The 24,462-nt window shown below is 53.7% G+C and carries 24 protein-coding genes and 1 tRNA gene; 15 read left to right on the top strand and 10 right to left on the bottom strand.

The genetic code is table 11. The features are described 5' to 3' along the window. Nucleotides 1–168: 168 nt before the first annotated feature. The 4 genes from ACIP6T_RS07595 to ACIP6T_RS07610 all read right to left on the bottom strand — a co-directional run bounded on the left by ACIP6T_RS07595 (nt 169) and on the right by ACIP6T_RS07610 (nt 2,085). Nucleotides 169–303, bottom strand: a complete 135-nt coding sequence (locus ACIP6T_RS07595) for a hypothetical protein (protein WP_322543821.1) — start codon at nt 301–303, stop codon at nt 169–171. A gap of 44 nt (nt 304–347) precedes the next feature. Continuing rightward, the gene (locus tag ACIP6T_RS07600; RefSeq protein ID WP_345829279.1) at nt 348–1,250 is read right to left on the bottom strand and encodes a DUF808 domain-containing protein; all 903 of its coding nucleotides are present in this window, start codon (nt 1,248–1,250) and stop codon (nt 348–350) included. A gap of 15 nt (nt 1,251–1,265) precedes the next feature. Beyond that, nucleotides 1,266–1,538, bottom strand: a complete 273-nt coding sequence (locus ACIP6T_RS07605; RefSeq protein ID WP_400456212.1) for a hypothetical protein — start codon at nt 1,536–1,538, stop codon at nt 1,266–1,268. Between the two features lie 70 nt (nt 1,539–1,608). After that, complete coding sequence (locus tag ACIP6T_RS07610; RefSeq protein WP_097096915.1) at nt 1,609–2,085, bottom strand: very short patch repair endonuclease; 477 nt, start codon at nt 2,083–2,085, stop codon at nt 1,609–1,611. 128 nt (nt 2,086–2,213) lie between these two features. On the opposite strand from ACIP6T_RS07610, the gene dcm reads away from it, so the two are divergent. Continuing rightward, entirely contained in the window at nt 2,214–3,605 is a 1,392-nt protein-coding gene (dcm, locus tag ACIP6T_RS07615; RefSeq protein WP_400456214.1) for a DNA (cytosine-5-)-methyltransferase, read from the top strand. 124 nt (nt 3,606–3,729) lie between these two features. Continuing rightward, nucleotides 3,730–5,331: a methyl-accepting chemotaxis protein gene (locus ACIP6T_RS07620; protein ID WP_400456216.1), complete on the top strand. Its 1,602-nt coding sequence runs from the start codon at nt 3,730–3,732 to the stop codon at nt 5,329–5,331. A gap of 41 nt (nt 5,332–5,372) precedes the next feature. On the opposite strand, the gene ACIP6T_RS07625 is transcribed toward ACIP6T_RS07620, so the two are convergent. Next, nucleotides 5,373–5,621, bottom strand: a complete 249-nt coding sequence (locus ACIP6T_RS07625; protein ID WP_097096912.1) for a hypothetical protein — start codon at nt 5,619–5,621, stop codon at nt 5,373–5,375. Nucleotides 5,622–5,697: 76 nt separating this feature from the next. Next, nucleotides 5,698–6,396, bottom strand: a complete 699-nt coding sequence (locus ACIP6T_RS07630; protein WP_345829271.1) for a phosphohydrolase — start codon at nt 6,394–6,396, stop codon at nt 5,698–5,700. Between the two features lie 589 nt (nt 6,397–6,985). Here ACIP6T_RS07630 and ACIP6T_RS07635 point away from each other — a divergent pair. The 11 genes from ACIP6T_RS07635 to ACIP6T_RS07685 all read left to right on the top strand — a co-directional run bounded on the left by ACIP6T_RS07635 (nt 6,986) and on the right by ACIP6T_RS07685 (nt 18,508). After that, nucleotides 6,986–7,666 carry a hypothetical protein gene (locus ACIP6T_RS07635; protein WP_097096910.1) on the top strand — a complete coding sequence of 227 codons (681 nt, stop codon included), beginning with the start codon at nt 6,986–6,988 and terminating at the stop codon, nt 7,664–7,666. A 199-nt stretch (nt 7,667–7,865) separates the two neighbouring features. After that, a complete protein-coding gene (mtfA, locus tag ACIP6T_RS07640; RefSeq protein ID WP_097096909.1) occupies nt 7,866–8,642 on the top strand; it encodes a DgsA anti-repressor MtfA in 777 nt (258 codons plus the stop codon). 103 nt (nt 8,643–8,745) lie between these two features. Then, nucleotides 8,746–8,821 (top strand) — tRNA-Asn (locus ACIP6T_RS07645). A gap of 529 nt (nt 8,822–9,350) precedes the next feature. Continuing rightward, the gene (locus ACIP6T_RS07650; RefSeq protein WP_069729730.1) at nt 9,351–10,484 is read left to right on the top strand and encodes an LLM class flavin-dependent oxidoreductase; all 1,134 of its coding nucleotides are present in this window, start codon (nt 9,351–9,353) and stop codon (nt 10,482–10,484) included. Further along, complete coding sequence (locus ACIP6T_RS07655; RefSeq protein WP_400456219.1) at nt 10,481–11,551, top strand: ABC transporter substrate-binding protein; 1,071 nt, start codon at nt 10,481–10,483, stop codon at nt 11,549–11,551. Before ACIP6T_RS07650 ends, ACIP6T_RS07655 begins: the two co-directional genes overlap by 4 nt. A 23-nt stretch (nt 11,552–11,574) precedes the next feature. Continuing rightward, nucleotides 11,575–12,624 carry an LLM class flavin-dependent oxidoreductase gene (locus ACIP6T_RS07660; protein WP_097096905.1) on the top strand — a complete coding sequence of 350 codons (1,050 nt, stop codon included), beginning with the start codon at nt 11,575–11,577 and terminating at the stop codon, nt 12,622–12,624. A 314-nt stretch (nt 12,625–12,938) separates the two neighbouring features. Further along, entirely contained in the window at nt 12,939–14,600 is a 1,662-nt protein-coding gene (locus ACIP6T_RS07665) for an ABC transporter substrate-binding protein (protein WP_097096904.1), read from the top strand. Nucleotides 14,601–14,653: 53 nt separating this feature from the next. After that, on the top strand, nt 14,654–15,613 hold the full coding sequence (locus tag ACIP6T_RS07670) for an ABC transporter permease (protein WP_097096903.1): 960 nt from the start codon (nt 14,654–14,656) through the stop codon (nt 15,611–15,613). Then, nucleotides 15,613–16,560: an oligopeptide ABC transporter permease gene (gene opp4C / locus ACIP6T_RS07675; RefSeq protein ID WP_400457102.1), complete on the top strand. Its 948-nt coding sequence runs from the start codon at nt 15,613–15,615 to the stop codon at nt 16,558–16,560. The genes ACIP6T_RS07670 and opp4C overlap by 1 nt, the downstream gene beginning before the upstream one ends. Beyond that, complete coding sequence (locus ACIP6T_RS07680; protein WP_097096901.1) at nt 16,557–17,537, top strand: ABC transporter ATP-binding protein; 981 nt, start codon at nt 16,557–16,559, stop codon at nt 17,535–17,537. Before opp4C ends, ACIP6T_RS07680 begins: the two co-directional genes overlap by 4 nt. Next, nucleotides 17,534–18,508 carry an ABC transporter ATP-binding protein gene (locus tag ACIP6T_RS07685; RefSeq protein WP_097096900.1) on the top strand — a complete coding sequence of 325 codons (975 nt, stop codon included), beginning with the start codon at nt 17,534–17,536 and terminating at the stop codon, nt 18,506–18,508. The genes ACIP6T_RS07680 and ACIP6T_RS07685 overlap by 4 nt, the downstream gene beginning before the upstream one ends. A gap of 346 nt (nt 18,509–18,854) precedes the next feature. On the opposite strand, the gene ACIP6T_RS07690 is transcribed toward ACIP6T_RS07685, so the two are convergent. Genes ACIP6T_RS07690 through ACIP6T_RS07705 form a run of 4 tightly spaced genes read right to left on the bottom strand, consistent with a single transcriptional unit; the run spans nt 18,855 to nt 22,726 of the window. Continuing rightward, nucleotides 18,855–19,619: an ABC transporter permease gene (locus ACIP6T_RS07690; RefSeq protein ID WP_097096899.1), complete on the bottom strand. Its 765-nt coding sequence runs from the start codon at nt 19,617–19,619 to the stop codon at nt 18,855–18,857. Then, nucleotides 19,612–20,370 carry an ABC transporter ATP-binding protein gene (locus ACIP6T_RS07695; protein WP_400456223.1) on the bottom strand — a complete coding sequence of 253 codons (759 nt, stop codon included), beginning with the start codon at nt 20,368–20,370 and terminating at the stop codon, nt 19,612–19,614. The genes ACIP6T_RS07690 and ACIP6T_RS07695 overlap by 8 nt, the downstream gene beginning before the upstream one ends. Then, a complete protein-coding gene (locus ACIP6T_RS07700) occupies nt 20,367–21,665 on the bottom strand; it encodes an acyl-CoA thioester hydrolase/BAAT C-terminal domain-containing protein (RefSeq protein WP_400456225.1) in 1,299 nt (432 codons plus the stop codon). The genes ACIP6T_RS07695 and ACIP6T_RS07700 overlap by 4 nt, the downstream gene beginning before the upstream one ends. Continuing rightward, nucleotides 21,662–22,726 carry an ABC transporter substrate-binding protein gene (locus tag ACIP6T_RS07705; protein WP_097096897.1) on the bottom strand — a complete coding sequence of 355 codons (1,065 nt, stop codon included), beginning with the start codon at nt 22,724–22,726 and terminating at the stop codon, nt 21,662–21,664. Before ACIP6T_RS07705 ends, ACIP6T_RS07700 begins: the two co-directional genes overlap by 4 nt. A gap of 305 nt (nt 22,727–23,031) precedes the next feature. On the opposite strand from ACIP6T_RS07705, the gene ACIP6T_RS07710 reads away from it, so the two are divergent. Then, nucleotides 23,032–23,730, top strand: coding sequence for a GntR family transcriptional regulator (locus tag ACIP6T_RS07710; protein ID WP_097096896.1), 699 nt, complete (start codon nt 23,032–23,034; stop codon nt 23,728–23,730). Next, nucleotides 23,727–24,461 carry an ABC transporter ATP-binding protein gene (locus tag ACIP6T_RS07715; protein WP_097096895.1) on the top strand — a complete coding sequence of 245 codons (735 nt, stop codon included), beginning with the start codon at nt 23,727–23,729 and terminating at the stop codon, nt 24,459–24,461. Before ACIP6T_RS07710 ends, ACIP6T_RS07715 begins: the two co-directional genes overlap by 4 nt. Nucleotide 24,462: the final 1 nt, after the last annotated feature.

The following is a 24,462-nucleotide window of genomic DNA, read 5'->3' on the forward strand; positions in this document are numbered from 1 at the left end:
TTTAACCGTTGAATGAACGATTTTAGGTATAGCAGCTGTGCACGTTTTTTTCCTATACGATAAATCTATTACTTCTACTAAATCAGAATAAGCAGTTAAAAATGCTGATAATAAAAAAAGCCGACAATTTTTATTGTCGGCTTTTAGCGCACGTCCTGGACAGGAAAATTAGATTTTGCAGCCTTCGCAATCCGCTTCATCGCTGAGGTCTGCAGGGACTTCGTTGGCTTTTTCTGCTGCTTTGGCCTCAGCCTGTTCCAGCTGTGCATCGATATCAAATTCAAACATATCGTCGTTCATCATCGTTCTCCTGACCGTGATTAGAAATTTACAGCGCTTTATAACCGCTAGCTGCGCAGCTTAGCAATCAGATTTACGCCCAGCAGCACGATCGACCCAATGATAAAGCCGATCACCAAATTAGCACCGTTGCTGAGCAGAGCGGAGATAAAACCGTTGAACCCGGCGCTGTATTCGCTAATGGCATGATGTAACGGCGTGATGCCGTGTACCACAATGCCGCCACCGACCAGAAACATCGCAAGGGTGCCCACCAGCGTCAGGATTTTCATCAGCCAGGGTGCCAGCGCCAGTAACACGCCACCTATTGCCTGCGCGACCGTGGAGGATTTCTCCTTGAGCCAGAAACCGAGATCGTCAATTTTCACAATCATCGCCACGATACCGTAAACGCCGATAGTGACTAAAATCGCCACGCCGGCCAGGATCAGCACCTGATTGAGCAGCGGCGCTTCGGAGACAATCCCCAGGGTTATCGCCACAATTTCCGCCGAGAGGATAAAGTCAGTGCGCACCGCGCCCTTCACTTTATCCTTTTCAAAGGCCCGCGCGTCCTGCTGCGCCAGCTTGTCCAGCCGCTGCTGCCGCGCCTCCGGGCTTTGTTCCGCCTTATCGTGGTTGAGGCTGTGCAGCACCTTCTCCACCCCTTCATAACAGAGATAGGCACCGCCAATCATTAACAGCGGGGTAATCAGCCACGGCGCAAACGCTGAAATAAGCAGCGCCAGCGGCACGAGGATCAATTTGTTAAGAAAAGAGCCCTTCGCCACACCCCATACAACGGGCAGTTCCCGATTGGCTTTTACGCCGCTAACTTGTTGCGCATTGAGTGATAAATCGTCGCCCAATACGCCGGCGGTCTTCTTTGCCGCTACTTTGCCCATTACTGAGATATCGTCGAGCAAGGTCGCAATATCGTCCAGAAGCGTGAGTAAACTGGATCCTGCCAAAGTGGTATTCCTTATTTATTCCGGTTCGTGATCCTGACAACAGGGGCAACGCTCAACTGCCGTGACCGACATATCGGCAATGCCCACACAGTCCCATTCCACGCGTAACGGCCCGCTCAGATCGTCGGCATGCAGATACTTGCTTACCGGACTTTCCGTCATGCCGCTGATCTCTTCGGTGGCTACCAGCCGGTCGCCAAGATAAATGCGCGCCGTGGCGTGGGTATTCACCATCCGCTCATCGCGGAGTTGATACAGGCGCTTAACGGTAAGTTTGATGCTGCTCATGGCTCGATTCCGCGCTCCAGAGAAAAGGGAGATCTAAACTGTTATAACCGCTAAAAGCAACAATCACGCGTTAATCAACGCGATAGTGATGCAAACCCTGATGATCGATTTCGCTGCTGTCGTCAACCGCCAACAGCCACTCTTCCAGGCGTTCTATCAGCGCGCCGTCCTCCAGCTGCAGTTTGCCACGCAGCGCGCACTCCCAAACAATCAGTACTTTCCAGCCTCCTTCTCGCAGTTGTTGAATGTAACGTCTATCGCGTTCGACGTTACTATTGATTTTGCCACTCCAGAATTCAGAGCGCGTGGCCGGCATTTTGAAGAGATAGCAGTGATGGCGATGCCAGAAACAGCCATGCACAAAGATAATTGCTCTCTCCGCGGGCAAGACAAAATCAGGCCTGCCGGGCAGCGCCTTATCCTGCACGCGATAGGTAAAGCCGCGATCTTTCAAAATCAACGCAATGCGCTGCTCTATCGCCGTATCCTTATTGCGAATGGCGCGCATGTTTTTGCTGCGTATAGCTTGCGAGTGGACGTCTGCCATGGCGTCTCCTTGTTTTGGCGCTCCTTCAACTTTAGCGGTTTAGCTCAAAAGCGAAAGCAAGCACCGCGCCAATTTCCTCGTTGCGTGATGAGTGTTAGCATAGCCGCCTCACTGTTAAGGAAATACGCATGCCAGCTCTCGACCCCGCCGCGCCCGTCCCTTCCACCTCTTCTCAGGATGACGCGACGTCGCTGTTACTGCAGGTGCTCGATATCTATGCCGCGCGTGATGTGGTGACAACGCTTAGCGAAGCCGGTGGCCTCGACTGGAGCGTGCCGCGTTTGAATCGCATCCGTACGGGAAAAAGTGTGGCACCGGCGCTCTCAAGCCGTGAAGTGGCAAGCCTGCAAGCCTTGCTCCCGGCACGTCCGGCCCACTATGATCACGCTACATTCCAGTTTATCGATCTGTTTGCCGGTATTGGCGGTATTCGCCGTGGCTTTGAGCAGATTGGCGGGCAATGCGTGTTCACCAGCGAGTGGAATAAAGAAGCCGTGCGCACTTACAAAGCCAATTTGTATAGCGATCCGCTTCAGCACCAGTTCAACAGTGATATTCGTCTGGTGACACAGCCGGCTGGCATCGATGATGAGCAGGCGATTTATCACTCTATCGATCGCGCCATTCCCGATCATCAGGTATTGCTGGCGGGCTTTCCTTGTCAGCCCTTCTCGCTGGCGGGCGTCAGCAAAAAGAATGCGCTCGGTCGCGCGCACGGGTTTGAGTGTGAAGCGCAGGGTACGCTGTTTTTCGATGTCGCGCGCATTCTTGCGGCCAAGAAGCCGCCGTTCTTTGTGCTGGAAAACGTCAAAAACCTTAAAAGCCACGATAAAGGACGCACCTTCGCCATCATCATGTCAACCCTGGATGAGCTGGGCTATGACGTGGCGGACGCCAACGACAGCGGCTTGCCGGATGCGAAAATTGTCGATGCGCGTCACTTCCTGCCGCAGCATCGTGAACGTATTGTGCTGGTAGGGATTCGCCGTGATAGCGGGCTCAGCAAGGGGTTTTCCCTGCGCGCCCTGCCCGCGCTCTATCCGCAACAGGTTCCGTCATTACAGAGCCTGCTCGAGCCGCAGCCGGAGGCAAAATACACCTTGTCGCCAACCCTGTGGAATTATCTGTACCAGTATGCGAAAAAGCATAAAGCCAAAGGCAATGGATTCGGCTTTGGCCTCAACGATCCGCGTAAAGCCAATATCTGCGTGCGAACCCTATCGGCGCGTTATTACAAAGATGGCTCGGAAATCCTCATCGATCGTGGCTGGGATCAGGCACAAGGCGAAGCGGACTTCCAGCACCCCGCAAACATGGCGCGTCGCCCACGCCGCTTGACGCCGCGCGAATGTGCCCGTCTGATGGGATTTGAAGCGCCAGGCGAAACGCATTTTCGTATTCCCGTCTCAGACACTCAGGCCTACAAGCAGTTTGGCAACTCGGTGGTGGTGCCGGTATTTGCTGCGGTCGCACAGCTGCTATTGCCGCTGATTGAACAACACGCGCGCCAAAACAGTTAGCGCTTCAGGACCACAATTTCATTTAGGGCCGCGCTTTATGCTGTTTTCAGCAGAATCGCGCCCGCTGTCACCAAACTGTCACGCACGCTGCCAATACTCCTTTTTTATTTTTTGGAGGCGTTCGATGTCACTCCTTTCCGTTATCGCGCTGCCGCTGCGGCTGCGCTCGCGCTTCTCTCTGCGCATCCCGCTATGGCTCACCAGTTTGCGGAGTCAGTTCCTGTTGTTCATTGTGCTGTTCTGTTTGCTGCAGTTTGCCGGCGTCCTGCTACTCAGCGGGCATGTAAACCAGACGCAGACATCGCTGCAGCAGGCTAATCAGCTGCGCGAACGCCTGGCGCTGTTGGATAAAGCCCGCATCGAACTGCTCACCGCCAGCGACAATAGCCACCGCGCCGGGATTTATTTAATGCAGGATCAGCAAAGTGGCTCGGTGGATAGCTGGAAAAGTCTGGCCGCCGCCGCCAGTGATTCGCTTAACCAGGCCGAGCGGCAATTTACCGCTTATCATGCCAGGGCTGACAGCCCGCTGGCACAAGGGTTTGCCATGCTGGCGGCAGGTTTACAGGAGCAGCTGAAAGGTCTGGCTGCCAACGACATCAATGCCTTCTTTATGGTACCGATGCAGGCGTTCCAGCAACAGTTCAATGATGCCTGGTTTAATGAGATCGAACAGGCCAATCAGCAACTCGGCAGCGTGAATCACAATACGCTAAGCACGCTGAAGCAGAGCCGTAATCTGTCGCTCATTGTTAGCGCGGTACTGATGCTCTTGTTAGTGCTGGCCTCCGGCTTGCTGATGCGCGGCGTCCTGTTGCCCCTGCGGCGTGCCAACGGACAGCTGGCACAGATTGCCACTGGCGACCTGATCGCCTGTCATGACACGCCGCGTCGTCAATCGCTCGAGACGCGCCAACTGTTCCAGTCGATTAATACCATGCGCAGCGGCCTGCAACAGATTGTTAGCGACATCAACACCGTGGCGGTGAGCGTCGCCGCCGGTGCCGAAGAGATGCAGCAACACAATGAGAAGGTGATGCAGCAACATCAGAAGCAAAACGCCAGCTTCCATCATCTGTCGCAGCGTTTAGATCGCGTCTCTGAAGAGGTGGAGATTGGGACCCAGTTTTCGCTGCAGGCTACCCAGGAAGCACAATCGGCGGATGATCTGATGCGCAATTGCGCCGTAGAAGTCGATAAAATGGAAAATCAGATGCAGCAGATTGTCGCCGCGTCAGGGGATATCGCCGGTATTGTCGGCATGCTGGATAGCCTTTCGATGCAAACGCGCCTGCTATCACTGAATGCCGCGATTGAGTCCGCGCATGCAGGTGCTTATGGGCGCAGTTTCTCGGTGGTCGCCAAAGAGATGGGCTTACTGTCTCAGCAGAGCGGCGCATCAACGCGACAGATCGATGGACTGATTCAGCACACACAGCAGCACGTCAATGATGGTTTCGATAAGGTTAAGGCGCTGGAAGTGCTTTTTGCGCAGATCGGCGGCGCGGTTTCCGGCATTGTGACGCAGCTGAACGAGCTGCAGCAAAACAGTTCGGCACAGAGCCATCGGGTGAAAAAAATAGCCCGAGAAGTGGTCGAGATGAGCGACCAGCTGCAGCAAAACGAAGCCCTGAATGCGCAACAGGTGCAATCTGCCGTGCAGTTGCGTGCGCTATCTGACCGTCTGGCGCAGCGCGCGCAGCAGTTCCGTATTCACGACATTTAACGCCGCGTAATAAAAAACCCGTCAATCGACGGGTTTTCTGCTTATTTCTTCTTCTTGCTTTTCTTCAGCAGCGCCCGAACCTGTTTCAATTCGGCGGCTGAAAGCTGTTCGGTACAGGCTTCTTGCGTATCCAGGCTGTCAATGGCCGGGTGCTCAACCGCATCTAAACTGGCCTGCAGGCGGTTAACGATCTCCTGACTCATGGAGATTTGGTTATCTGCGGCTAACTGCTTGATGTGATCTTTCAGCGCCGGGTCAATTTTAATGGTTAAGTTAACGGTCTCGGTCATTTTCATACTCCCTTTTGATTTACAACAACGTAGCGGAAGCAGGTGAAAGTTAACAGACTGTCATAAAAATTTAATATTAAGAGTGTATGGGGCTAAAATCTCTTAATACTGACTCGTCAATTGAGGTCAGGTTGCCTTGTAGTTCTGCGCAAAGTTTCCCCATGTAGTGCACCAGAAATTCCGCGTTATGCTCCGCCAGAAGACGCCCTGCTTCCGTCTGCATGGTTTGCGGTAAACCGAGCAGCTTTTTCTGAAAATGGTCCAGCGTCCACTTTACATCATCCAGCTCACGCTCTTTTCCCAGCGGGTCTTCGCTATCAAACAGCGGCCGTCCAAGCGCTCCTGCCGTGTAGAAAACGCGCGCCAGGCCGATAGCACCTAAAGACTCCAGACGATCGGCGTCCTGGACGATTTTCGCTTCCAGCGTTTGTGGCGCAATGCGGGCGCTGAAGCTGTGCGCCTGAACTGCATGGGCCACGGCATCCAGACGCTCAAACGGGAAATCGGGGAAATCCTGCTGCAGGATTCGGCGTGTCTCTTGCGCGGCATAGGTTGAGGCCAAATGGCGTTCAGGGTGGTTTTTAGGCAGGTTAACCACATCGTGGAAATAGCAGGCGGTGAGGACCACCATCGGATCGGCATCGCTGTGCTGCATGATGCGTTTCGCGCTCATCCACACGCGGCGCAGATGCGCGATATCGTGGGCTTTGTCATCGTGCAACCAGTTCAGCTGCAGCCAGTTCTCATAGCGTTGTTGCCAGCGGGTGAGTGACATCGTGCTTCTCCTTTTATTGCTGTTATTTAGCACTGCCTGTACAGGGTGCTGCTCCTGCGGACATCATAGCGGCTGGGTAATGACACTTTTTTTACATCATTCCTGGATGTGCTAAGCAAAAAAATGCGATCCCGATCATGTTATAGCGCTGTTAACGCCGCTTGCCCAGCACCCATTACGCTTTCGGCATTTCCTTAGCGTCGTTTTAGTTAACTAACTCTGTTTAATGGCGGTAATCTATTTAGGTCATCAACAAATTTCGCGGCAGGGTTTTATTCCAGTTAAATATGCTGTCTTTTTGCCGTTAAAACGGGTTATTCAACGCGACATAATCTGAAAAGGTTCCCATTCTGGCCTTTATAACGTACTGTATCTGGAAAAATTCTGGCTTCCGATTCTGTCGAAGTCTTTTTCAGCACACATTTTGCTTATGAACCATTTTTAAAACCTAAAATTGCAAGAATTGCCTGATACTGAGGCGACAAATTATTAAGCAAACTGATTCAAACCCATTATGCTACTCCTCTCATCTACGGATGCGGAGGATGCTTCGCACTTTCCGGGTTGGTGAAACAATATGAGGTATGCAATGAAAGAACGGCCGATTCTTTTTTCCGAACAGCGGGTGCGCGCCCTGCTGGTTGGCCAGCAGACACAGACCCGACGCATTATGAAAACGCAGGCCTTTGGTCCAGGCCAGGATCACCATGAAGGCGTACATGCGTTTGACGTCAGCGCTAACCACCTGCACGGCTATAAATTAATGTCGATGACCGATGTCAGCTCACACTGCCCGTATGGCCAGGCGGGTGACGGATTGTGGGTACGTGAAACCTGGCGTGGCCCCATCGTTCCTGAAGAGCAGCTGGCTGAATACGAGCGCGATCCGCTGCCGTTCCGCCATCCCGCCTTTTGCCAGTATCGCGCCGACAGCAACGAGCTGGGGCAACTGGATGAGCATTTGCACAATGCCGAGCAGTTTGGCTGGCAAACAGCAATACATATGCCGCGCTGGGCCAGTCGTATCGATTTGCGAATTACCTCAGTGCGGGCCGAGAAAATTCAGGATATCAGTGAAGACGACATTATGGCGGAGGGCGTCCAGACCGATACGCACTTCCTGAATAACTTCTTCACCATGAACATGAATGCGGAATCACCGAAAGAAGCCTATCGCAAAGCGTGGCAGAAACAGTATGGCGCCACCAGCTGGGAAGTTAATCCTTGGGTATGGGTCATTGCCTTTGAACGTATTGAACGCGCAGGGTAAAGCGTTTGCCATCAACTGCGTCATTTAAGGTCGTCATGCGTGGCGACCTCTCCCCTTCCGATCTTACTTCCCGGTTTGCCACCTTTATCACAGACACATCGCTAACTAACTGGTTGAATAGTCGGCTTTGATTCCGCGCTGGCAATTTTCTCTTCGCCGCGTCAGGATACTGTTTTCGCCCTGAAGAGTGAGTGATGCGATGTTCAAATGGCCGTGGCATGCGCAAAGAGAGACTTCAGTCGTAGCGCTTCCCTGGCAGCAGGCGCTGGCGCAACCGATCTTCTCCCTGCTCGATCACCAGGAACAGCACGCTCTTGTTGCCCTCGCGCAGCGCTTTCTGCAGCAGAAAAAAATTTCTCCACTGCAAGGCCTGCAGCTCAATGAACTGCTGCTCACCCGACTGGCGTTGTTATTTTGCCTGCCGGTACTGAAACTGGGCGTCGAGTGGCTCGATGGCTTTCATGAAGTGCTGATCTATCCCGAACCGTTTAATGTTGACGATCGCTGGGAAGATGACAATGGTCTGGTGCATCACGCGCCCGCAGTGCATGCCGGACAAAGCTGGACGCAAGGCCCTGTGGTGCTGAATGCGCTCGATATTCAGGATTCCTTTGATCTCTCCGGATTTAATCTGGTGATTCACGAAGTGGCACATAAGCTCGATGCGCGCGGCAGCGGCTACACCAGCGGCATTCCGGTGATGGCACTGCGCGATGTCGCCAGCTGGGAAAAAGATCTGCAACACGCCATGGCTGAGATTGAAGCCGAAGTGGAGCTGGTGGGTGAACAGGCCGCCACCATCGATCCGTACGCCGCCAGCGATGCCGCAGAATGCTTTGCGGTGCTGTCGGAATACTTCTTCAGCGCGCCTGATTTATTGGCCAACCGTTTTCCAGTGATGTATCAGCATCTCCAGCAATTCTATCGTCAGGACCCGCTGGCACGCCTGGCGCAATTGACATCAGAACCTGCTTAAATCGCGATCGCTTTGTACTATTGCTAGCCAATTGAATATAAATACGTTTTAAGCTGTTGACACCTGACTGAGGCGCCATTAATATTCGCCTCGTTCACACGATTCCTCTGTAGTTCAGTCGGTAGAACGGCGGACTGTTAATCCGTATGTCACTGGTTCGAGTCCAGTCAGAGGAGCCAAATTCGAGAAGCCTGCTCAGGAAACTGAGCGGGCTTTTTTCTTTTCTGACATCTGTTCAAATGTTCCACAACAAATGTTCAATGACAGTCAACACCACAGAGAATAACTCACAGGGAAAGCAATCCGCGATGCGTCATCATTCTTTTATCAGACAAAGCACATTTCCTCTTTAATAAACTCTGATTGTAATGATGCCAGCCTGAAATGGGCAAGCGGGTAACTGATACCCACCCCGGACAACATTGCCTGACAAAAAAGCGCAATCAGTATCTCCTGCCAATGATATCGACCTGCTGATGCCTTATTTAACGCCGTAAAGCGTCAAAATATGACGTTAAAGCGAATCACTGTTAATAACGCATAAACAACGCCCTTTAGGGTCGCGTTTATTTTAACAACATTCACAACCCGGGTTGATAAATAACCTTAAGCCTGGATATGGATAAACTTTGCCATAATTAGTATTTCCCCTCGCAATAACCCTTTGTTATTCCTTTGGTTCCTGTTTGTATTGCTTTGAGAACCACCGTGGAAATTTATTGGTATCTGACCGCGCCAGACGGTCATCAACCCTGGGCCGCCTCCGGCAGCCGGCAGGTCAACTACGCCTATTTCCAGCAGGTCGCCCGCGCGGTAGATCATCTGGGTTTTACCGGCGCGCTGCTGGCGACCGGTGCACATGATCCCTGGATTCTGGGGGCGTCACTCATTCCCTATACCGAACGCATGAAATTCCTGATTGCTATCCAGCCGGGTCTGATCTCACCCACCCTGCTAGCCAAAATGGCCGTGACGTTTAACCAGTTTTCGAAAGGCCGGGTGCTTCTCAACGTGGTCAGCGGTGATAAAAATACGCTGGGCGCTTACGGCATGCACCTGGATCACGATGCCCGATATGATCTCAGTGACGAATTTTTGCAGGTATTACGTCCCTTGCTCAATCAGGAAAATGTCAGCTTCAAAGGGGAACACCTGGATATTGAGAACGCCAGGCTGGCATTGAGCAATGGCGGATATCCTCCGCCACCGCTGTGGTTTGGTGGCTCTTCTGAAGCGGCACAGGAAGTCGCGGCAAAGCACATCGACACCTATCTCTCCTGGGGCGAAACACCGCCGCAGGCCGCAGAGAAAATCGCCCAGGTGAGAGCCAGAGCCGATAAACACCTTCGCCAGTTACGCTACGGCATTCGTCTTTATGTGATCGTGCGCGAAACTGATGAACTTGCGTGGCAGGCAGTAGACGCACTTTATGCCTCAATGGACGACAGCGCCATTGCCGCCCGGCAGCATCTGGCCCGCGGGTCAGACTCCGTAGGTCAGTCCCGTATGAGTGCCCTGCACAATGACCAGAAACCCGCCGATCCGCGCGAGCTGGAGATCTACCCCGGACTGTGGGCGGGCATTGGCCTGGTGCGTCCCGGACCTGGCACCGCTATCGTCGGCAGTCCGGAAACGGTCGAACGCACCCTGCGAGCCTATCAGCAGGCGGGGGTTGAGGTGTTTATCCTATCCGGTTTCCCCTTGCTGGAGGAAGCCTATCGCTTTAGCGAACTGGTGATGCCACGACTGTCACTCACCCCGCCGGATGACGCGGCAAAGAATACCTTTACCTGGGGAAATCTGTGGGATCGTCCGGTCAGAAGTGGAGATCCAGCACAATGAAAATCCGTCTGGGAAGCCATCCCAGTAATCTCTCGCTGTTTATTTTGCGCCATCGTGGTGTCATCGAACCTGCCGCCAGAGACCGAGGCTGGCAGCTGGAATGGTTCGACTATACCCAGGGCGCACGCAGCGGCGAGTGGCTGGCTGATGAACAGGTCGATGTGGTTGGCACCGGATCAACCCCGCCGATAAGTGCGCAGGCCACCGGGCTGGACGTCGCTTATCTCGCCAGCTCGCCGCCACGTAATAACAATTGCGCGTTGCTGACTTTGCAAAGCAACGCTATCTCCTCGCTGCGTGCTAAGCGACTGACGGGCATGCCCGGTTCTTTCACCGATCATTTTCTGGCGCGTCTGCTGCAAAAACAGAACCTGCGCCGCACCGATGTCACACTGCTGGACCTGCAGGGGCAGGATGCCATGACTGCGTTACTCAATGGCGACATTGACGGCTGGCTGGCAATCGATCCCTGGCTGACTCGTGCGTTACAGATAAAGGATGTCGTTGCGCGCTCCGCCGTCGGCGATGAAATCATTAACCGTTCACTGTTCTGGACGCGTGCCGCCTGGCAGCAACGCTACCCCGAAGTAGCCGCCTGGATCGTGAAACAGTTGCGCGTAAATGATGCCTGGATTGAGCAGCATCCGGTAGGCGCCGCGCAGATTCTTGCCGACAAACTCAACCCGGCCATCCTGCCTGATGAGTGGCTGAAAACAATACGCGGGCGTCCCTGGGGTCTCACCCCTGCCAGTGACGCTCTGTTAGCCGAACAGCAGCAGCAGGCTGACGATCTTTTTGCCGTGGACTGGGTTTATGACGTATTGCAGCAAGAGAACCACTGGGCCAAAGCCCATCCGCTTGAGGCAGGTAAGATCTGGGCTTCACAAATGGGGCAGCAGGGAAGCACACTGGCGGCTCTGCTGGGCAGGGTCAACACCGTTCCCATCACGCCGGTCGATGACGCCGCGATAACCCATATCGGGCATATAGCCAACTGGTATCAGCAACAGGGTCTGATCGCCAGCCATCCGGATATTCGCCAGCATGTTGTCACGCTGACGCCTTAAAGCCCCGCTATGAGTAAAACAGCATGACGCAACCGGCTATCTCGCATATCTCGTTTCTGACACCGGGGAATTATCCTGATGACGCTCCACTTCAGGGTCTTGAACAGACGTTACAGCTGTTCGAACGCGGTGAACAGCTGGGTTTTAATGGTGCCTGGGTACGCCAGCGACATCTGGAACATGGCGTATCGTCAGCCAGCACCTTTCTCGCCGCCGCCACACAACGTACCCGCCAGATAGAACTGGGCAGCGCCGTGATTCAGATGGGTTATGAGAGTCCATTTCGTCTGGCCGAAGACCTGGCGACAGTGGATATTCTCGCCAGGGGACGGTTGAATGTCGGCCTGAGCGCAGGCGCGCCTAATCATCTTGAGTTAATCGGTCATTCTGTCTGGGGTGATGCCTGGCAGCAGCAGGATTTTTCTTACCAGCGCGTCCTGACTCTGCGCGATAACCTGAGTGGCCGCTTCTTCGGCGATGATAATACGGTCATTCTCTCACCCGGTAATACGCAACGCCCGCGTGTTCAGCCCTTTGCTGCCGGTCTGGTTGACAGATTGTGGTATGGCGGAGGATCACTTCGTTCGGCGCGCTGGGCTGGCAGCCACGGGTTTAATCTGCTCGCGGGTAATCTCACCTCCGGTGAAGAAACGGATGATTTTTATCAGGCACAGCGGGCGCAAATCCAGCTGTATCGTGAAAATCTTGCGGCTTCCGGTCGGCGTGCGGCGCGCATCGCCCTGGGACGCGTCATCATTCCCACCGACAGTGCGGATGCCACCACCCGCAGACATTATCAGCAGTTTGCCGCCAGCCGCTACCCACGCACTCTGGCACCCCAGAGCTCCCGACGCACCCTGTTCTCTCAGGATATCGTGGGCAGTGCGGAGCAGATTCTCGAACGGCTGTTTAACGATCCCGTCTTACGTCTGGTGAATGAGCTGAGAATCGAACTGCCTTATGAATTGCATTATGCGGAGTACAGCCAGATTATCAGCGATTTTGCGACGCTGATTGCGCCGGAGCTGGGCTGGACAGCACTGCCGCAAGTTTCGCACGTTGGGCGCGAATGAAATCCCGAAGAAAGTCAGCGGCAAATGTCCTTATCGCGGCATTCCGGCTTAACACGTAAAAAATAGCGCGGACGTCCAGATTCGTTACCGATCTTTTTATTGTGCCGTAACGTTGATCTGAGTCGCATTCTTGTAATAAAGAAAAGTATTCCCAAGCTTATCCATAAATAACATAAGGACATTTCGTTATTTGTTATAGCGTTTGATTGTTAGACACCGGATCAGGGGAAGATTAATTTTCAGTTTTTGTAAATGAACATTGCCATAATATTTTTGAGGGATCTCTTTTGGTCAGTTTAATAAACAAACAAAGCATGCAGTACAGACTTAAAATAGCACTCTTCAGCAGTCTGGCAGCTTTCAGCGCCATGACGTTTGCCGACGATGCCCTAAAAGAGGGTATCACCCCAGCCACCGATTCCAGCCAGATTCCGGCAGCGGCGAAATTGCGCAAAGACACGGTGGTGGCGGGCATTTCTGAACCTCAGGGGATTTTTAACCCTTACTTTTTTGTCAACGGCTGGGATGAAAATGTCACCAACGTCATTTTTTCACGCCTGATTGACTGGGACAGCCACGGCAATCTGGTGCCGGGTCTGGCGCAAAGCTGGACGGTAAGCCCGGATAACAAAGTCTATACTATTAAGCTTCGCCCCGATCTGACGTTCAGCGATGGCTCCCCACTCACCGCCAAAGACGTTGCCTTTACCCTTACCGTCCTCTACGACCCGAAATATGATGGTGACACCGACATCACCCTCGCGAATATTGCCGGGGGCGCGGAATATAAAGCAGGTAAAGCCGACAGCGTCAGTGGCCTGAAAGTCATCGATCCCCTCACACTCCAGATCACCACCACACAACCTGGCGCAACCACACTGGCAAAAATTGGCGGGCCGGTGCTGTCGGAAGCTTATTACGGCAAAGGCTATCAGCGTGGCAATCTTGACTATCTGCGCACACTGCATGGCAAACCGCTGGGCAATGGCCCCTATGTCTATGACAAATACATCCCCGGGCAGGAAATTCGTTTTCATGCCAATAGCCACTTTTATCGTGGCACACCGCCAACGCCTCGTTTTATTTATCGCGTCACTAACCCCTCAACCAATTTCCAGTTGTTCCAGACCGGTGAAACGGATTACGACGCCTTTACTTCACGACCGGATGATATTGAACAGCTGAAACTGCTCGGCTTTGCCAATATCAATCTCTACGGGTCCAGTGATTACAGTAAAGTCGAGTTCAACGTTCGCCGCCCGGCGTTGCAGGACGCGAAGGTGCGTCAGGCGCTGATATATGGGCTGGATCGTCAGAAGCTAATCGATGTGGTGTACCAGGGGTATGGCAAGGTTGCCATCGAACCTATCGCGCCCATCTCCTGGGCATATAACCCGGATGGCGTGAATCCCTACAAATACGATCCGGCACAGGCGAAAAAATTGCTTGATGAGGCGGGCTGGAAACCCGGTTCCGATGGTATTCGCGTAAAGGACGGCAAACGTCTTGAACTGACCTTACTGGCAAGTAAAAAAGTGCTGAACGACGCGCTCATCCCGATCGCCAAAGAGGACTGGCAACAAATTGGCGTGCTACTGAAACCCCAGGTGGTGGACTTCAATGCGCTGATGGCCCAGCGCAAAGCGGGCAATTACGACCTGGCGTCCTTTAGTACCAGCACGTTAAACGATCCGCATGACGGGGTATGGGATTACTACAGCACCGAGGCTAAGGAGTCCGGTTATAAAAATCCTCAGGTGGATAAGCTGATCAATGAAGGCAATGCGGTGCTGGATGTGGCACAGCGCAAACCGATTTACCACCAGCTGTACAAAGTGCTGGCAGATGACCCGCCGGTGATCCTGCTCGGTTATCGCCAGATCCTCTCCGCCAGCAGCGCCCGCGTGACCGGCTTTAAACCGGATATCTATAACGGCCTGACCGGCAGTCTGCCGGACGTCAGAATCGTTAAGTAACCTTGCCCACTGTTCAGCCGTCAGGACTTCCTGACGGCTGATATGAGAATACCATGAGAAATTTTATCCTGAGGCGGCTGCTGAACACCCTGCCCATGCTGCTGTTTGCCTCTTTTATCATCTTTATGTTGTTTGCAAAGACACCCGGTGACTTTATTGATGGCAACGTGACGCTGACCGCCGCGCGCGCGGCTGAGCTGAAGGCGATTTACGGCCTTGATCAGCCGCTGCTCACCCGCTATCTGCACTGGCTCGGCCAGCTGTTACGGGGTGATTTGGGTTTCTCACTGCAATACCAGATTCCTGTCACTCAGTTGCTCAATCAATACGTCTGGAATTCCTTCCTGCTCGCCAGTGTCGCACTGGTGTTTTACTGGGGAATTGGCCTTGCCGCCGGTATCGCGTCGGCAATCAAACCCAACTCGTGGTTCGATCATCTGGTCAGCGTGCTGGTGTTTGCCGCAATGTCTTTTCCGACCTTTTTTCTCTGCCTGCTGTTAATCAAATGGTTCGCGGTAGACCTGCACTGGTTGCCGGTCGGCGGCATGACCAACACCGGCAGTGATGACAGCGGCTGGGCCTATATTGTGCAGGTGGGGGCCCACCTGATGCTGCCGGTGCTGGCACTGGTGATGTTGCAGGCGGGCAGCCTGACGCGCTATTTTCGCGCCAGCATGCTCGACGTCATCAAAATGGATTTCATCCGCACTGCTCGGGCAAAAGGTTTACGCGAACGCACGGTGATCATGAAACATGCGTTACGCAATGCGCTGCTGCCGATCATTACCCTGCTCGGCTTTGAGCTGCCGGGATTGTTCTCGGGTGCCCTCATCACCGAAAAAGTCTTCAACTGGCCGGGTGCAGGACACATCCACATCGATTCGCTCGCTGCCCGTGACTATCCGGTGCTGATGGGTTTCACGCTGTTTCTGGCGGTATTAACTATCCTCGGCAATCTTCTGGCCGACGTGCTTTACGCGTGGGCTGACCCGCGTATTCGGGTGAGTTCATGATGATCAGTTCACTTTTTTCCACGCAACGCCGCCTGCGCAAAGCGGTAATCCCGGCACTGGCCCAGGCCACGTCCTCACCGTGGCGTCAGGCATGGCAGGCATTACGGCGTAATCCTCTGGCGATGGTGTGCCTGGTTTTACTGGTTGTCATGGCGATCTGGTGCGTGCTGGGGCCAATCTGGTCGCCGTGGCAGGATGACGCCACGGATGCCCTGATGATCAACAAACCGCCAGGGGCACAGCACTGGCTGGGAACCGATTTCCTGGGGCGGGATGTCTACACCCGTTTGCTCCTTGCCGGGCGCATTTCGCTGACCATTGGCCTGCTGACGATGTTGCTATCGGTGGCGCTGGGGTATCTGCTCGGTGCCGTATCGGGCTACGCGGGTGGCCTGACCGACAAGCTGATTATGCGTCTGGCCGATCTGGTCATGACCATTCCCAGTCTGCCGCTGCTGATTGTCGCCGGCGCCATGCTGTCGGAGCTCGATTTTTCAGCGGATGCGCGCATCTATATGGTGGTCATCATGCTGAGCCTGCTAGAGTGGCCTAAACTGGCGCGGCTGGTGCGCGGGCAAATCCTTTCGCTGCGCGAGCGTGATTTTATGCTGGCAACGCAGGTACTGGGCCTGTCATCACGTCGCCGCCTGTTTGGTCATCTGCTGCCCAATACCATCCCGATTCTGGTGGTCATGGCGACGATGGCTGTGGCGAACGCCATTCTGAGCGAGTCGGCGCTGAGCTATCTCGGTCTTGGCGTCGTCCCGCCGACCCCCTCCTGGGGCAATATGATGGATGCCGCCAATAGCCTGATCGACTTCCAGCGTCGCCCGTGGCTGTGGATGCCACCGGGCATCGCCATCTTTATCACCGTGGTTGCTATCAACGTACTGGGCGACGGCTTGCGTGATGCGCTCGATCCCCGCATAAAACGGAGCCAGAAATGAGCCAGCCACTGATCACCTTCGAACAGTTATCCGTCTCCTTTGCCGCCGAACAGGGGCGTGTGCAGGCCGTGCAGGAGGTCTCCTTTACTATTCATGCCGGACAGACCTTGGGTATTGTCGGCGAATCCGGCTGTGGCAAAAGCGTTACCGCCATGTCGCTGATGGGACTGTTGCCGCCGCAGGCCGCACGTATTGACGGCGGAGCCATCCGCTTCCAGGGGCAGGATCTGCTTACACTCAATCCAGCCAGGATGGCCGACCTGCGAGGCAACCAGCTGGCGATGATTTTTCAGGAACCAATGAGCGCCCTCAATCCGGTGCTGACCATTGGCGAGCAGCTGTGTGAGCCATTGATTCGCCATCGTGGGGAGTCGCCTAAAGCCGCCTGGCAGCAGGCGATCGCGCTGATTAGCCGCGTCGGGCTGGCGCGCGCGGAGAGTCTGATGACCAGCTACCCGCACCAGCTTTCCGGCGGCATGCTGCAACGCATCATGATTGCGATGGCACTCAGCTGCCAGCCGAAACTGCTGATTGCTGACGAGCCAACCACCGCGCTGGACGTCACCGTTCAGGCCCAGATTCTGTGTCTGCTGCGCGATCAGGCCCGTGCCAGCCAGATGGCGCTGATGCTGATCACCCATGATCTGGGCGTCATTGCCCGGATGGCGGAGCAGGTAGTCGTGATGTATGCCGGGCGGGTTGTTGAATACGGCCCCACCGCAGAGGTACTGCGTAATCCGCTGCATCCCTATACCCAGGGGCTGATCGCCTCCCGACCGGTTCCCGGCGAGCGGCGACGTCGGCTCTACTCCATCCCCGGCCAGGTGCCGGACCTTACCGCGCTGCCCGCATTCTGCGCTTTTTTTGACCGCTGCGATCGCGCCAGTGAAATCTGCCGGGCAGGCATACCACCGCTGGTGGGTACAACACGGCAGGCCGCCTGTTTTCACCGGGAAAAAGTGGAATCTTTCGCATGAGTTCTGAATACATAATTGAAGTGGACGCGCTGAAGAAGCACTTCCCGATACGCGATGGCCTGTTTGGTCAGGAAACCGGGCAGCTTCGTGCCGTTGACGGTGTCAGCTTTCGCATCCGCCCGGGTACCATCTTCGGTCTTGTCGGCGAATCCGGCAGCGGCAAAACTACCGTAGGCCGCACAGTGCTGGGGTTACATGATAAAACCGCTGGCACGATTAAGTACCGGGGGCAGGACCTGTCGACGCTGACGGCACGGGAAATGCAGTCACTGCGGCCCAGAATCCAGCTGGTGTTTCAGGATCCCTACAGCTCCCTCAATCCGCGTATGCGTATCGGCGATGCCATTGGTGAGGCGCTACTGGCGCATAAACTCTGCACCCGAGCGGAGTTGTACGACAGGGTGATCGCGGTGATGAAGATATGTGGGCTGGCTCCACAGCATTACCCGCGTTTCCCGCACGAATTCTCGGGGGGACAACGCCAGCGCATTGGCATTGCACGGGCACTGATTCTCAACCCGGACTTTATTATCGCCGATGAGCCAATTTCAGCGCTGGATGTCTCCATTCAGGCGCAGATCATCAACCTGTTTTCCGATCTGCGCGATGACCATGGCGTCACCTTCCTGTTTATTTCGCACGATCTCGGCGTGGTGGAACATCTTTGCGATGACGTGGCTGTGATGTATCTCGGGCAACTGGTGGAGACCGCCAGCCGCGACGCCCTGTTTAGTCAGCCGCTGCATCCCTACACACAGGCGCTACTGGCCGCCGTACCGACGCTCGACCCACAACATGAACCCATCGCGGTGATTAACGGGGAGATTCCGGATCCGTCACGGCCTCCCTCCGGCTGCCGCTTCTCGTCACGCTGCCCGCAGGCAGAAGCGCAGTGCCATGCGACGGTGCCGGAATTACGTGAAGTGTCGCCTGGGCACCGGGTGGCGTGTCATTTTATTCAGTTTAACTAAGATTAAGCCTCACCAGACATCGCAAAGAGATGGCAATGGCGGTCACTTAATCTCAGTGATATCCGATCCCCAGCTTTGATCACGCTGTCACCCGGCAGGCGTCGCGTCAGCAGTTCTTTGATGCCGGGGATCTGATGATATGACAAGATTTCGTGGCCGGTTTTATACACCAACGCCGCATCAAAAGTCAGGTAGTACAGCTTTTCATTGGTCAGAATGAGATGTTCAGGTCAAAACCTATTTCAGAAAATCGACAACCCAAATTAAATTTTAAATGAATTTTCATAATCTTCACCATGTAATTAAACACATTTGAATGCATCTTTTAAACACCCCCAAATTTAGATTAACGCTTTGATGATACCTCCCAAAAAACAACCTTACGCTGCAGTATTTTTACAAAATGAGCACCACATATGCCTATTACCGCCAATAGCAACACACCAGAAAACATCGTTGAAAGGCTCATATTGACGGAGCTGGAGGCAATTAAATATCCCAAACCCTGTTGAGCTGACAAAAACTCGGCAACAACGGCTCCAATTAACGCCAGTGAAACACCAATCTGTAATCCAGAAAATATTTCACTGGCAGCCGATGGAAGTTTCACATGAATCAATAAGTAAACTTTCGAAGCTGAAAATGCCCGACAGGTATCTAACAATTCATTATCCGTGCGACGAATGCCATTTACGGTATTAACGAACAACGGGAAAAAACACACGAGAGTGACCAAGACTACTTTGGAGGCGATGCCAAAACCGCACCACACCAGAATAATGGGACCTAATGCGACTTTGGGCATCGCCTGCAAGGCGACCAGCAGCGGATAAACAAATCGTTCAAAGGTAGTGGATTCAGCCAGAACGATGCCGAGAGCGATAGCCAACAGACTTCCAAAGGTATAACCCAAGGCAATTTCACTTAATGTTGCAGCAATATGCGGCCAGATACTGGCATCCGCGAACCCCTGATAAAGGGCTAAGAACACCGCAGCTGGGCCGGGCAGAAGATAATCAGGAATAGCAAAAAGCCGTACCGAAAAGTCCCACAGCAGTAGCAGCACCGCCAAACTGATGGTCGGGCAAAGAAATGGCATAATCTTACGCATGAGTAAAATAGCTCCTCAAATGCTGGCATAACTGCATAAAGTCCCGGTCGGCAAGCGTTTCAAGCGTTCGCGGACGCGGCAACGGAATGATTAAATCTTCAACCAGCGTGCCAGGCCGTGGCGACATCACCAGCACGCGGTCGGCAAGAAACACCGCTTCCTGAATACTGTGGGTGATGAACAGCACGGATTTGCGCTGCTGTTCCCAGATACGCTGTAACTCCAGCATTAACGTTTCTCTTGAGAACGCATCCAGTGCCGCAAAGGGTTCATCCATCAGCAATAGCTGCGGGTCATGTAACAGCATTCGTGCAATACCCACTCGCTGTTGCATTCCACCGGAGAGCTCAAAAGGATAGTTCGCTGCAAATTCCGCCAAGCCCACCAATTCCAGCATGTGGTAGGCTCGCAAGCGCGCTGGCGCGATAGCCAGACCCAGTGTACGCGCCGGTAGCAGTACATTTTCTAGCACCGTTTTCCATGGCAACAGATTAGGCTTCTGGAAGACCACGCCGGTCTGTTTGCCTGGACCTGACAGGGGATGGCCGCCAAGGGTTATCTCCCCACCACTGGCGGGTAATAATCCCGCCGCAAGTTTGAGTAAGGTCGATTTGCCGCAGCCAGAAGGACCTAGAATGGCCACAAACTCCCCTTCCCGCACGGATAAATTCACGTTCGACAATGCTTGGATCGTGCCGCGACGTGTCGGATATGTAAGTTCAATATCCCGAAGTTGCAGTGCCTCAATCATGACTGAGCCGATGTTGCAGCAGCTAAAAATACCAGTACCCGCTCCCAACTACGTTGGTTGGCTCGTGCATTTTCCAGCGCGGTGCCACCGCCATCAATGACAACGCCGGCCACCGGATGCACACGCGCGATGTCAGTCGTCGGAACACCAGGAAAGCCAATGGCGTGGCCCGCACCGTTATTCTCCACATGTTCCACAGGCCAGCGATGCCGATGAGCCCGCAGCGTTTTTTCAATGCGACGGCAATAATCACGAGAAGGCCAAAACCCGTCATCGCTGCCAGAGATGAGCAGCACCGGTCCGGCAATACGCTCAACAGGTATGCGTGCAGCTGTCAGGCTGGCAGCGTGTTGCTCAACGGCCACGAATGCAGGCGCCTGGCGGATAGGTGCACCGGGCTCCGGTGGATGATCAAAAGCATGCCAATCCGCTGCGGGGTTTTCCTGCCAGATGTTGCGTAAAGGTTGCCCCTGATAGGTCCAGGCGACGGCATCTCTTGGCTCGTCTGGGCGTCCAGCACGTAATGTGCCGTGCACTACAGCACTCGGCACATAACCCATCACCGCTGAAACCAGATCGGGATAAGTTGCACCTAACAGCAGCGCCAGCTCACCGCCTCGTGAGTGCCCTGCCACCGCGATAAAGTCAGCTCGCGGCTGTAATGCTTGCCGTGCCCAAATTAGCGCCTGCTCAAAATACTCAAGCGGCGTTTCGGATATGTAATCAGGTCTGCCTGGCGCTTTGAAATATCCCAGTGCCAGTGATTGATAACCCTGCGCCGCAAACAGCGCCGCACGGGATTCAGGCATACCGCCGCCAGAACCATTAAGCACAATGACCAAGGGGAAAGGCCCGGTGCCTGGGGGTGTGAACAGCGTGCCAGACAATCCTTGCTCGCGGACTTCGCGTCGGACAACGCCGTCCGCGAGAATACGCTGCGTCAGTGTTGCCGTAGCGACCTCACCTTTCGCATCATGCAGCTGCAATTTCAATTCGCGCGGCGCCAGACTTTCACTTGAACTGGGATCGGTAGGTCCAGATTGCTTTCGCAACGCCCAAATGAATGCTCCCGGTTCCGCTAGCGACCAGTCCCCCTCAATCGGTGCTGCCGTGTCGAGATTTAACACCTCCGATCCATCGATATCAAAGCGAGCAACACTTTGCCAGATGCTGCCATCAGCATGCACAAAGTCAGTGGTCAGCGTGGCGACGCCTTCAGCCAGACCCACTGCATGAATCTGGCGTGGTCGATCAATCAAATCGTCGGGGTGGTCGATGAATAATTGAGCGCTCATTTGGCCTCCTCGGCGCGTTTTTTCAGGGCTTGCTTATCAAAGTCATTAAAAGCGGCGACAAACTGGTTCGAGAAGATGCGATCGACGGGTACGTCAGCGCTGGGGAACTCACCGGCCTGGGCCATGGCGGTGATAGAAGAACGGATCACTTTCAGATCGTATTCACCTGGTGTCCGGCGCGAGCCGTCTTCCCTATAAAGCGTGCGATGCAGGCGGCGTGAAAGAAGCGTGGTTGCATCAGCAAGTGCTTTGGCATCGGCATTTGCCGGCTTGCTTTCCGGGTTCTGCCGCCAAAACGCCTGCACGCAATAGGTTGGATTGATTTCACACACATAGTGCGCTTCGGTATAGGCACGGCCGAAGCGGCGGATGAGATCCGGATTATCTTTAAAGGTATCCTCATGGGCGATAAAGCCATTGCCGGCACTTTCCTGAAACACGTCAGGGTAAGCGATACGTCGAATCGGTGTTCCCGACAATTCCAGAATATCGTCCCAGCTACTGTTAAAATTCAGTGCATCGACCCGCTTATTCCGTAAGGCAACAAATCCTGATCCCAGCGCTCCTACGGCGACGAACTTGACATTTTTACCGGGTTGAAATCCTGCCACCTTAAGCGCGGCTCTGCTGTTAGGAATCGTGCCCCACGTCAGTGCGCCTACACCAATATTTTTATCTTTGAGGTCAGATAGCGTTTTAATGGGTGAGTCGGCTAAAACCGCATATTCCATGGTTTGTGATGGCGTGCCGTTATAAAAAAAACGTAACGGAAGAGGATTTTTGCCGCTGAAATAGCTGGATATCACCGGCTCTGAAACAGGAAAACCAAAAGTCACGCGCTTGCTGGCAACTTGAGGTAATAAAGCGCCAGCACCCTGGAACACCACCAGATTTACCGCCAGATTCTGTTGCTTAAACAGTCCCAATTCCTGTGCTGCTGCGTAAGGTGCGCCATCATGTACGGCTAAGGGTATAGCCAGCGCAACCGTTACATTATCAACCGCTTTAGCCGGAACAACACCTGCACATAAAAGCGAAAATAAAACCCACTGCAGTCGCATCTTTTATTTCCTGGGTAATGAGTATTGGTCACCAGGGTAAAGGAGTGATTTTGAATCAAGAACAAATAACTTTATCTATTTATGTGCATTTCCTGGATGAAGTGGGATGCCCAGAATAATTAAAGCGAATTTATTCAGTAAAATGCTAAGTGTCTATGTGTGAGCAGCCCACACTATGCATTTTTATAGATTAGATTACTGATTTAATTATTAGGAAATGACGATATGTTTAATTAAGAATGCGCTAATTCATCTCTTCAACCTCGCCCTGTGAGCAGCTCACAAGGGCATACTGAGAGGCCAGCGTGACTGATTTTTTATCTCTAAGTGATAAGGCATACCATACGATTCGCCGCGATATATTGACCTGCCGCTTGCTGCCGGGATCGCTGGTGACTGAATCTGAATTGATGGAGCGCTATCACACCGGTAAAAGCACGATACGTCTGGCGTTGGCCCGGCTAAGCCATGAAAAACTCGTCATTTCCCGGCCGCGCAAGGGCTATCGCATTGCACCGGTTTCTGTGCAAGACGTAGAAGAGGTCTTCACGGTGCGCGCCGCGCTCGAACCCCTTGCAGCACGCCTTGCTGTGGGGAAAGTGGATATTGAATTGCTCAAATCGCTGGAGGCGCAGTGCCGCGTTGAAGTGGCTGCTCCGCTCTCTACGCGCATCGATGTTTTTATGAATGCTAATAAACGCTTTCACCTCACCATCGTGGAAGCAACGGGCAATCAACACCTGATTAATACCTTGTCAGGGCTGATGGATGAAATGTCGCGCCTGGTGGCGCTGGGATTTAATGTTCAGCGAATTAAACCCGAAATTAAACATGACCATAACGCCATGATTGAGGCGTTTATAGAAGGTGATGCAAAACGCGTTGAAACTATTGCACGCCGACATATTGAAACTTTCCAGGCGATGACGCTGGAAAAAATATATGCCACCCTGAGCAAGAAAGGCACCTTATTACCTGTGTTGCCGCGGGAGATATTTGAATGAGCGCGGCCATAAAGTTAAAGGATGTCAGTAAATCCTTCGCCCATCAGCCTGTACTGGAAAAAATCTCATTAAGCATTCAAAACGGAGAGATTGTCGCTCTGCTTGGTGCCTCTGGAGGTGGAAAAAGCACGTTGCTCAATCTCATTTCCGGTCTGCTTGATGCCGATGATGGCGACATTCTTATTCAGGGAACAGCAGCGAAGCATTTTCAGCAATGGCAACAGGTAGCCTACTTGTTTCAGGAGGACAGACTGCTACCCTGGCGCTCAGTCCAACAGAACGTGCATTTTGGCCTGGAAAATAGCGCACTGAGCAAATCTGAGAAGCAGCAACGCGTCAGTGATGCTTTAAAGCTGGTGGGACTCGCAGATTATGCCCAGCACTGGCCTCATCAATTGTCTGGCGGCATGCGCAGCCGTGTTGCGCTGGCGCGCAGCCTGGTGGTGCAGCCGCAAATCATGCTGATGGATGAGCCTTTTTCACGTCTTGATCCTCAAACGCGCAGTACATTACACAACGAACTCTTACGCATCCAGGCGCTAACGGCGATGACCATTATTATCGTGACGCATGATGTTGAAGAAGCCGTTGTATTAGCCGATCGGGTCGTTGTGCTGAAGCCGCACCCAGGTCGTATTCACTCGCAAACGGCATTGTCCTTACCGCGACCGCGCATTGCCACTCTCCCTGACGTCAATGAACAGATTCGTTTGCTCAGGCTGGAGGTGTGAA

This window comes from Pantoea sp. NPDC088449 (genome assembly GCF_044753225.1).
GTDB classification, from domain to species: Bacteria; Pseudomonadota; Gammaproteobacteria; order Enterobacterales; family Enterobacteriaceae; genus Pantoea; species Pantoea floridensis.

What these genes read in the sequence shown, in the direction of transcription:
- ACIP6T_RS07605 (WP_400456212.1), bottom strand. Translation starts at nt 1,538, where the DNA reads ATGAGCAGCATCAAACTTACCGTTAAGCGCCTGTATCAACTCCGCGAT.
- ACIP6T_RS07660 (WP_097096905.1), top strand. Translation starts at nt 11,575, where the DNA reads ATGACGCAACCGGCTATCTCGCATATCTCGTTTCTGACACCGGGGAAT.
- ACIP6T_RS07705 (WP_097096897.1), bottom strand. Translation starts at nt 22,726, where the DNA reads ATGCGACTGCAGTGGGTTTTATTTTCGCTTTTATGTGCAGGTGTTGTT.
- ACIP6T_RS07610 (WP_097096915.1), bottom strand. Translation starts at nt 2,085, where the DNA reads ATGGCAGACGTCCACTCGCAAGCTATACGCAGCAAAAACATGCGCGCC.
- ACIP6T_RS07680 (WP_097096901.1), top strand. Translation starts at nt 16,557, where the DNA reads ATGAGCCAGCCACTGATCACCTTCGAACAGTTATCCGTCTCCTTTGCC.
- ACIP6T_RS07670 (WP_097096903.1), top strand. Translation starts at nt 14,654, where the DNA reads ATGAGAAATTTTATCCTGAGGCGGCTGCTGAACACCCTGCCCATGCTG.
- ACIP6T_RS07595 (WP_322543821.1), bottom strand. Translation starts at nt 303, where the DNA reads ATGATGAACGACGATATGTTTGAATTTGATATCGATGCACAGCTGGAA.
- ACIP6T_RS07690 (WP_097096899.1), bottom strand. Translation starts at nt 19,619, where the DNA reads ATGCGTAAGATTATGCCATTTCTTTGCCCGACCATCAGTTTGGCGGTG.
- ACIP6T_RS07630 (WP_345829271.1), bottom strand. Translation starts at nt 6,396, where the DNA reads ATGTCACTCACCCGCTGGCAACAACGCTATGAGAACTGGCTGCAGCTG.
- ACIP6T_RS07620 (WP_400456216.1), top strand. Translation starts at nt 3,730, where the DNA reads ATGTCACTCCTTTCCGTTATCGCGCTGCCGCTGCGGCTGCGCTCGCGC.
- ACIP6T_RS07685 (WP_097096900.1), top strand. Translation starts at nt 17,534, where the DNA reads ATGAGTTCTGAATACATAATTGAAGTGGACGCGCTGAAGAAGCACTTC.
- ACIP6T_RS07665 (WP_097096904.1), top strand. Translation starts at nt 12,939, where the DNA reads ATGCAGTACAGACTTAAAATAGCACTCTTCAGCAGTCTGGCAGCTTTC.
- ACIP6T_RS07700 (WP_400456225.1), bottom strand. Translation starts at nt 21,665, where the DNA reads ATGAGCGCTCAATTATTCATCGACCACCCCGACGATTTGATTGATCGA.
- mtfA (WP_097096909.1), top strand. Translation starts at nt 7,866, where the DNA reads ATGTTCAAATGGCCGTGGCATGCGCAAAGAGAGACTTCAGTCGTAGCG.
- ACIP6T_RS07625 (WP_097096912.1), bottom strand. Translation starts at nt 5,621, where the DNA reads ATGACCGAGACCGTTAACTTAACCATTAAAATTGACCCGGCGCTGAAA.
- ACIP6T_RS07695 (WP_400456223.1), bottom strand. Translation starts at nt 20,370, where the DNA reads ATGATTGAGGCACTGCAACTTCGGGATATTGAACTTACATATCCGACA.
- ACIP6T_RS07635 (WP_097096910.1), top strand. Translation starts at nt 6,986, where the DNA reads ATGAAAGAACGGCCGATTCTTTTTTCCGAACAGCGGGTGCGCGCCCTG.
- ACIP6T_RS07715 (WP_097096895.1), top strand. Translation starts at nt 23,727, where the DNA reads ATGAGCGCGGCCATAAAGTTAAAGGATGTCAGTAAATCCTTCGCCCAT.
- ACIP6T_RS07655 (WP_400456219.1), top strand. Translation starts at nt 10,481, where the DNA reads ATGAAAATCCGTCTGGGAAGCCATCCCAGTAATCTCTCGCTGTTTATT.
- opp4C (WP_400457102.1), top strand. Translation starts at nt 15,613, where the DNA reads ATGATCAGTTCACTTTTTTCCACGCAACGCCGCCTGCGCAAAGCGGTA.
- dcm (WP_400456214.1), top strand. Translation starts at nt 2,214, where the DNA reads ATGCCAGCTCTCGACCCCGCCGCGCCCGTCCCTTCCACCTCTTCTCAG.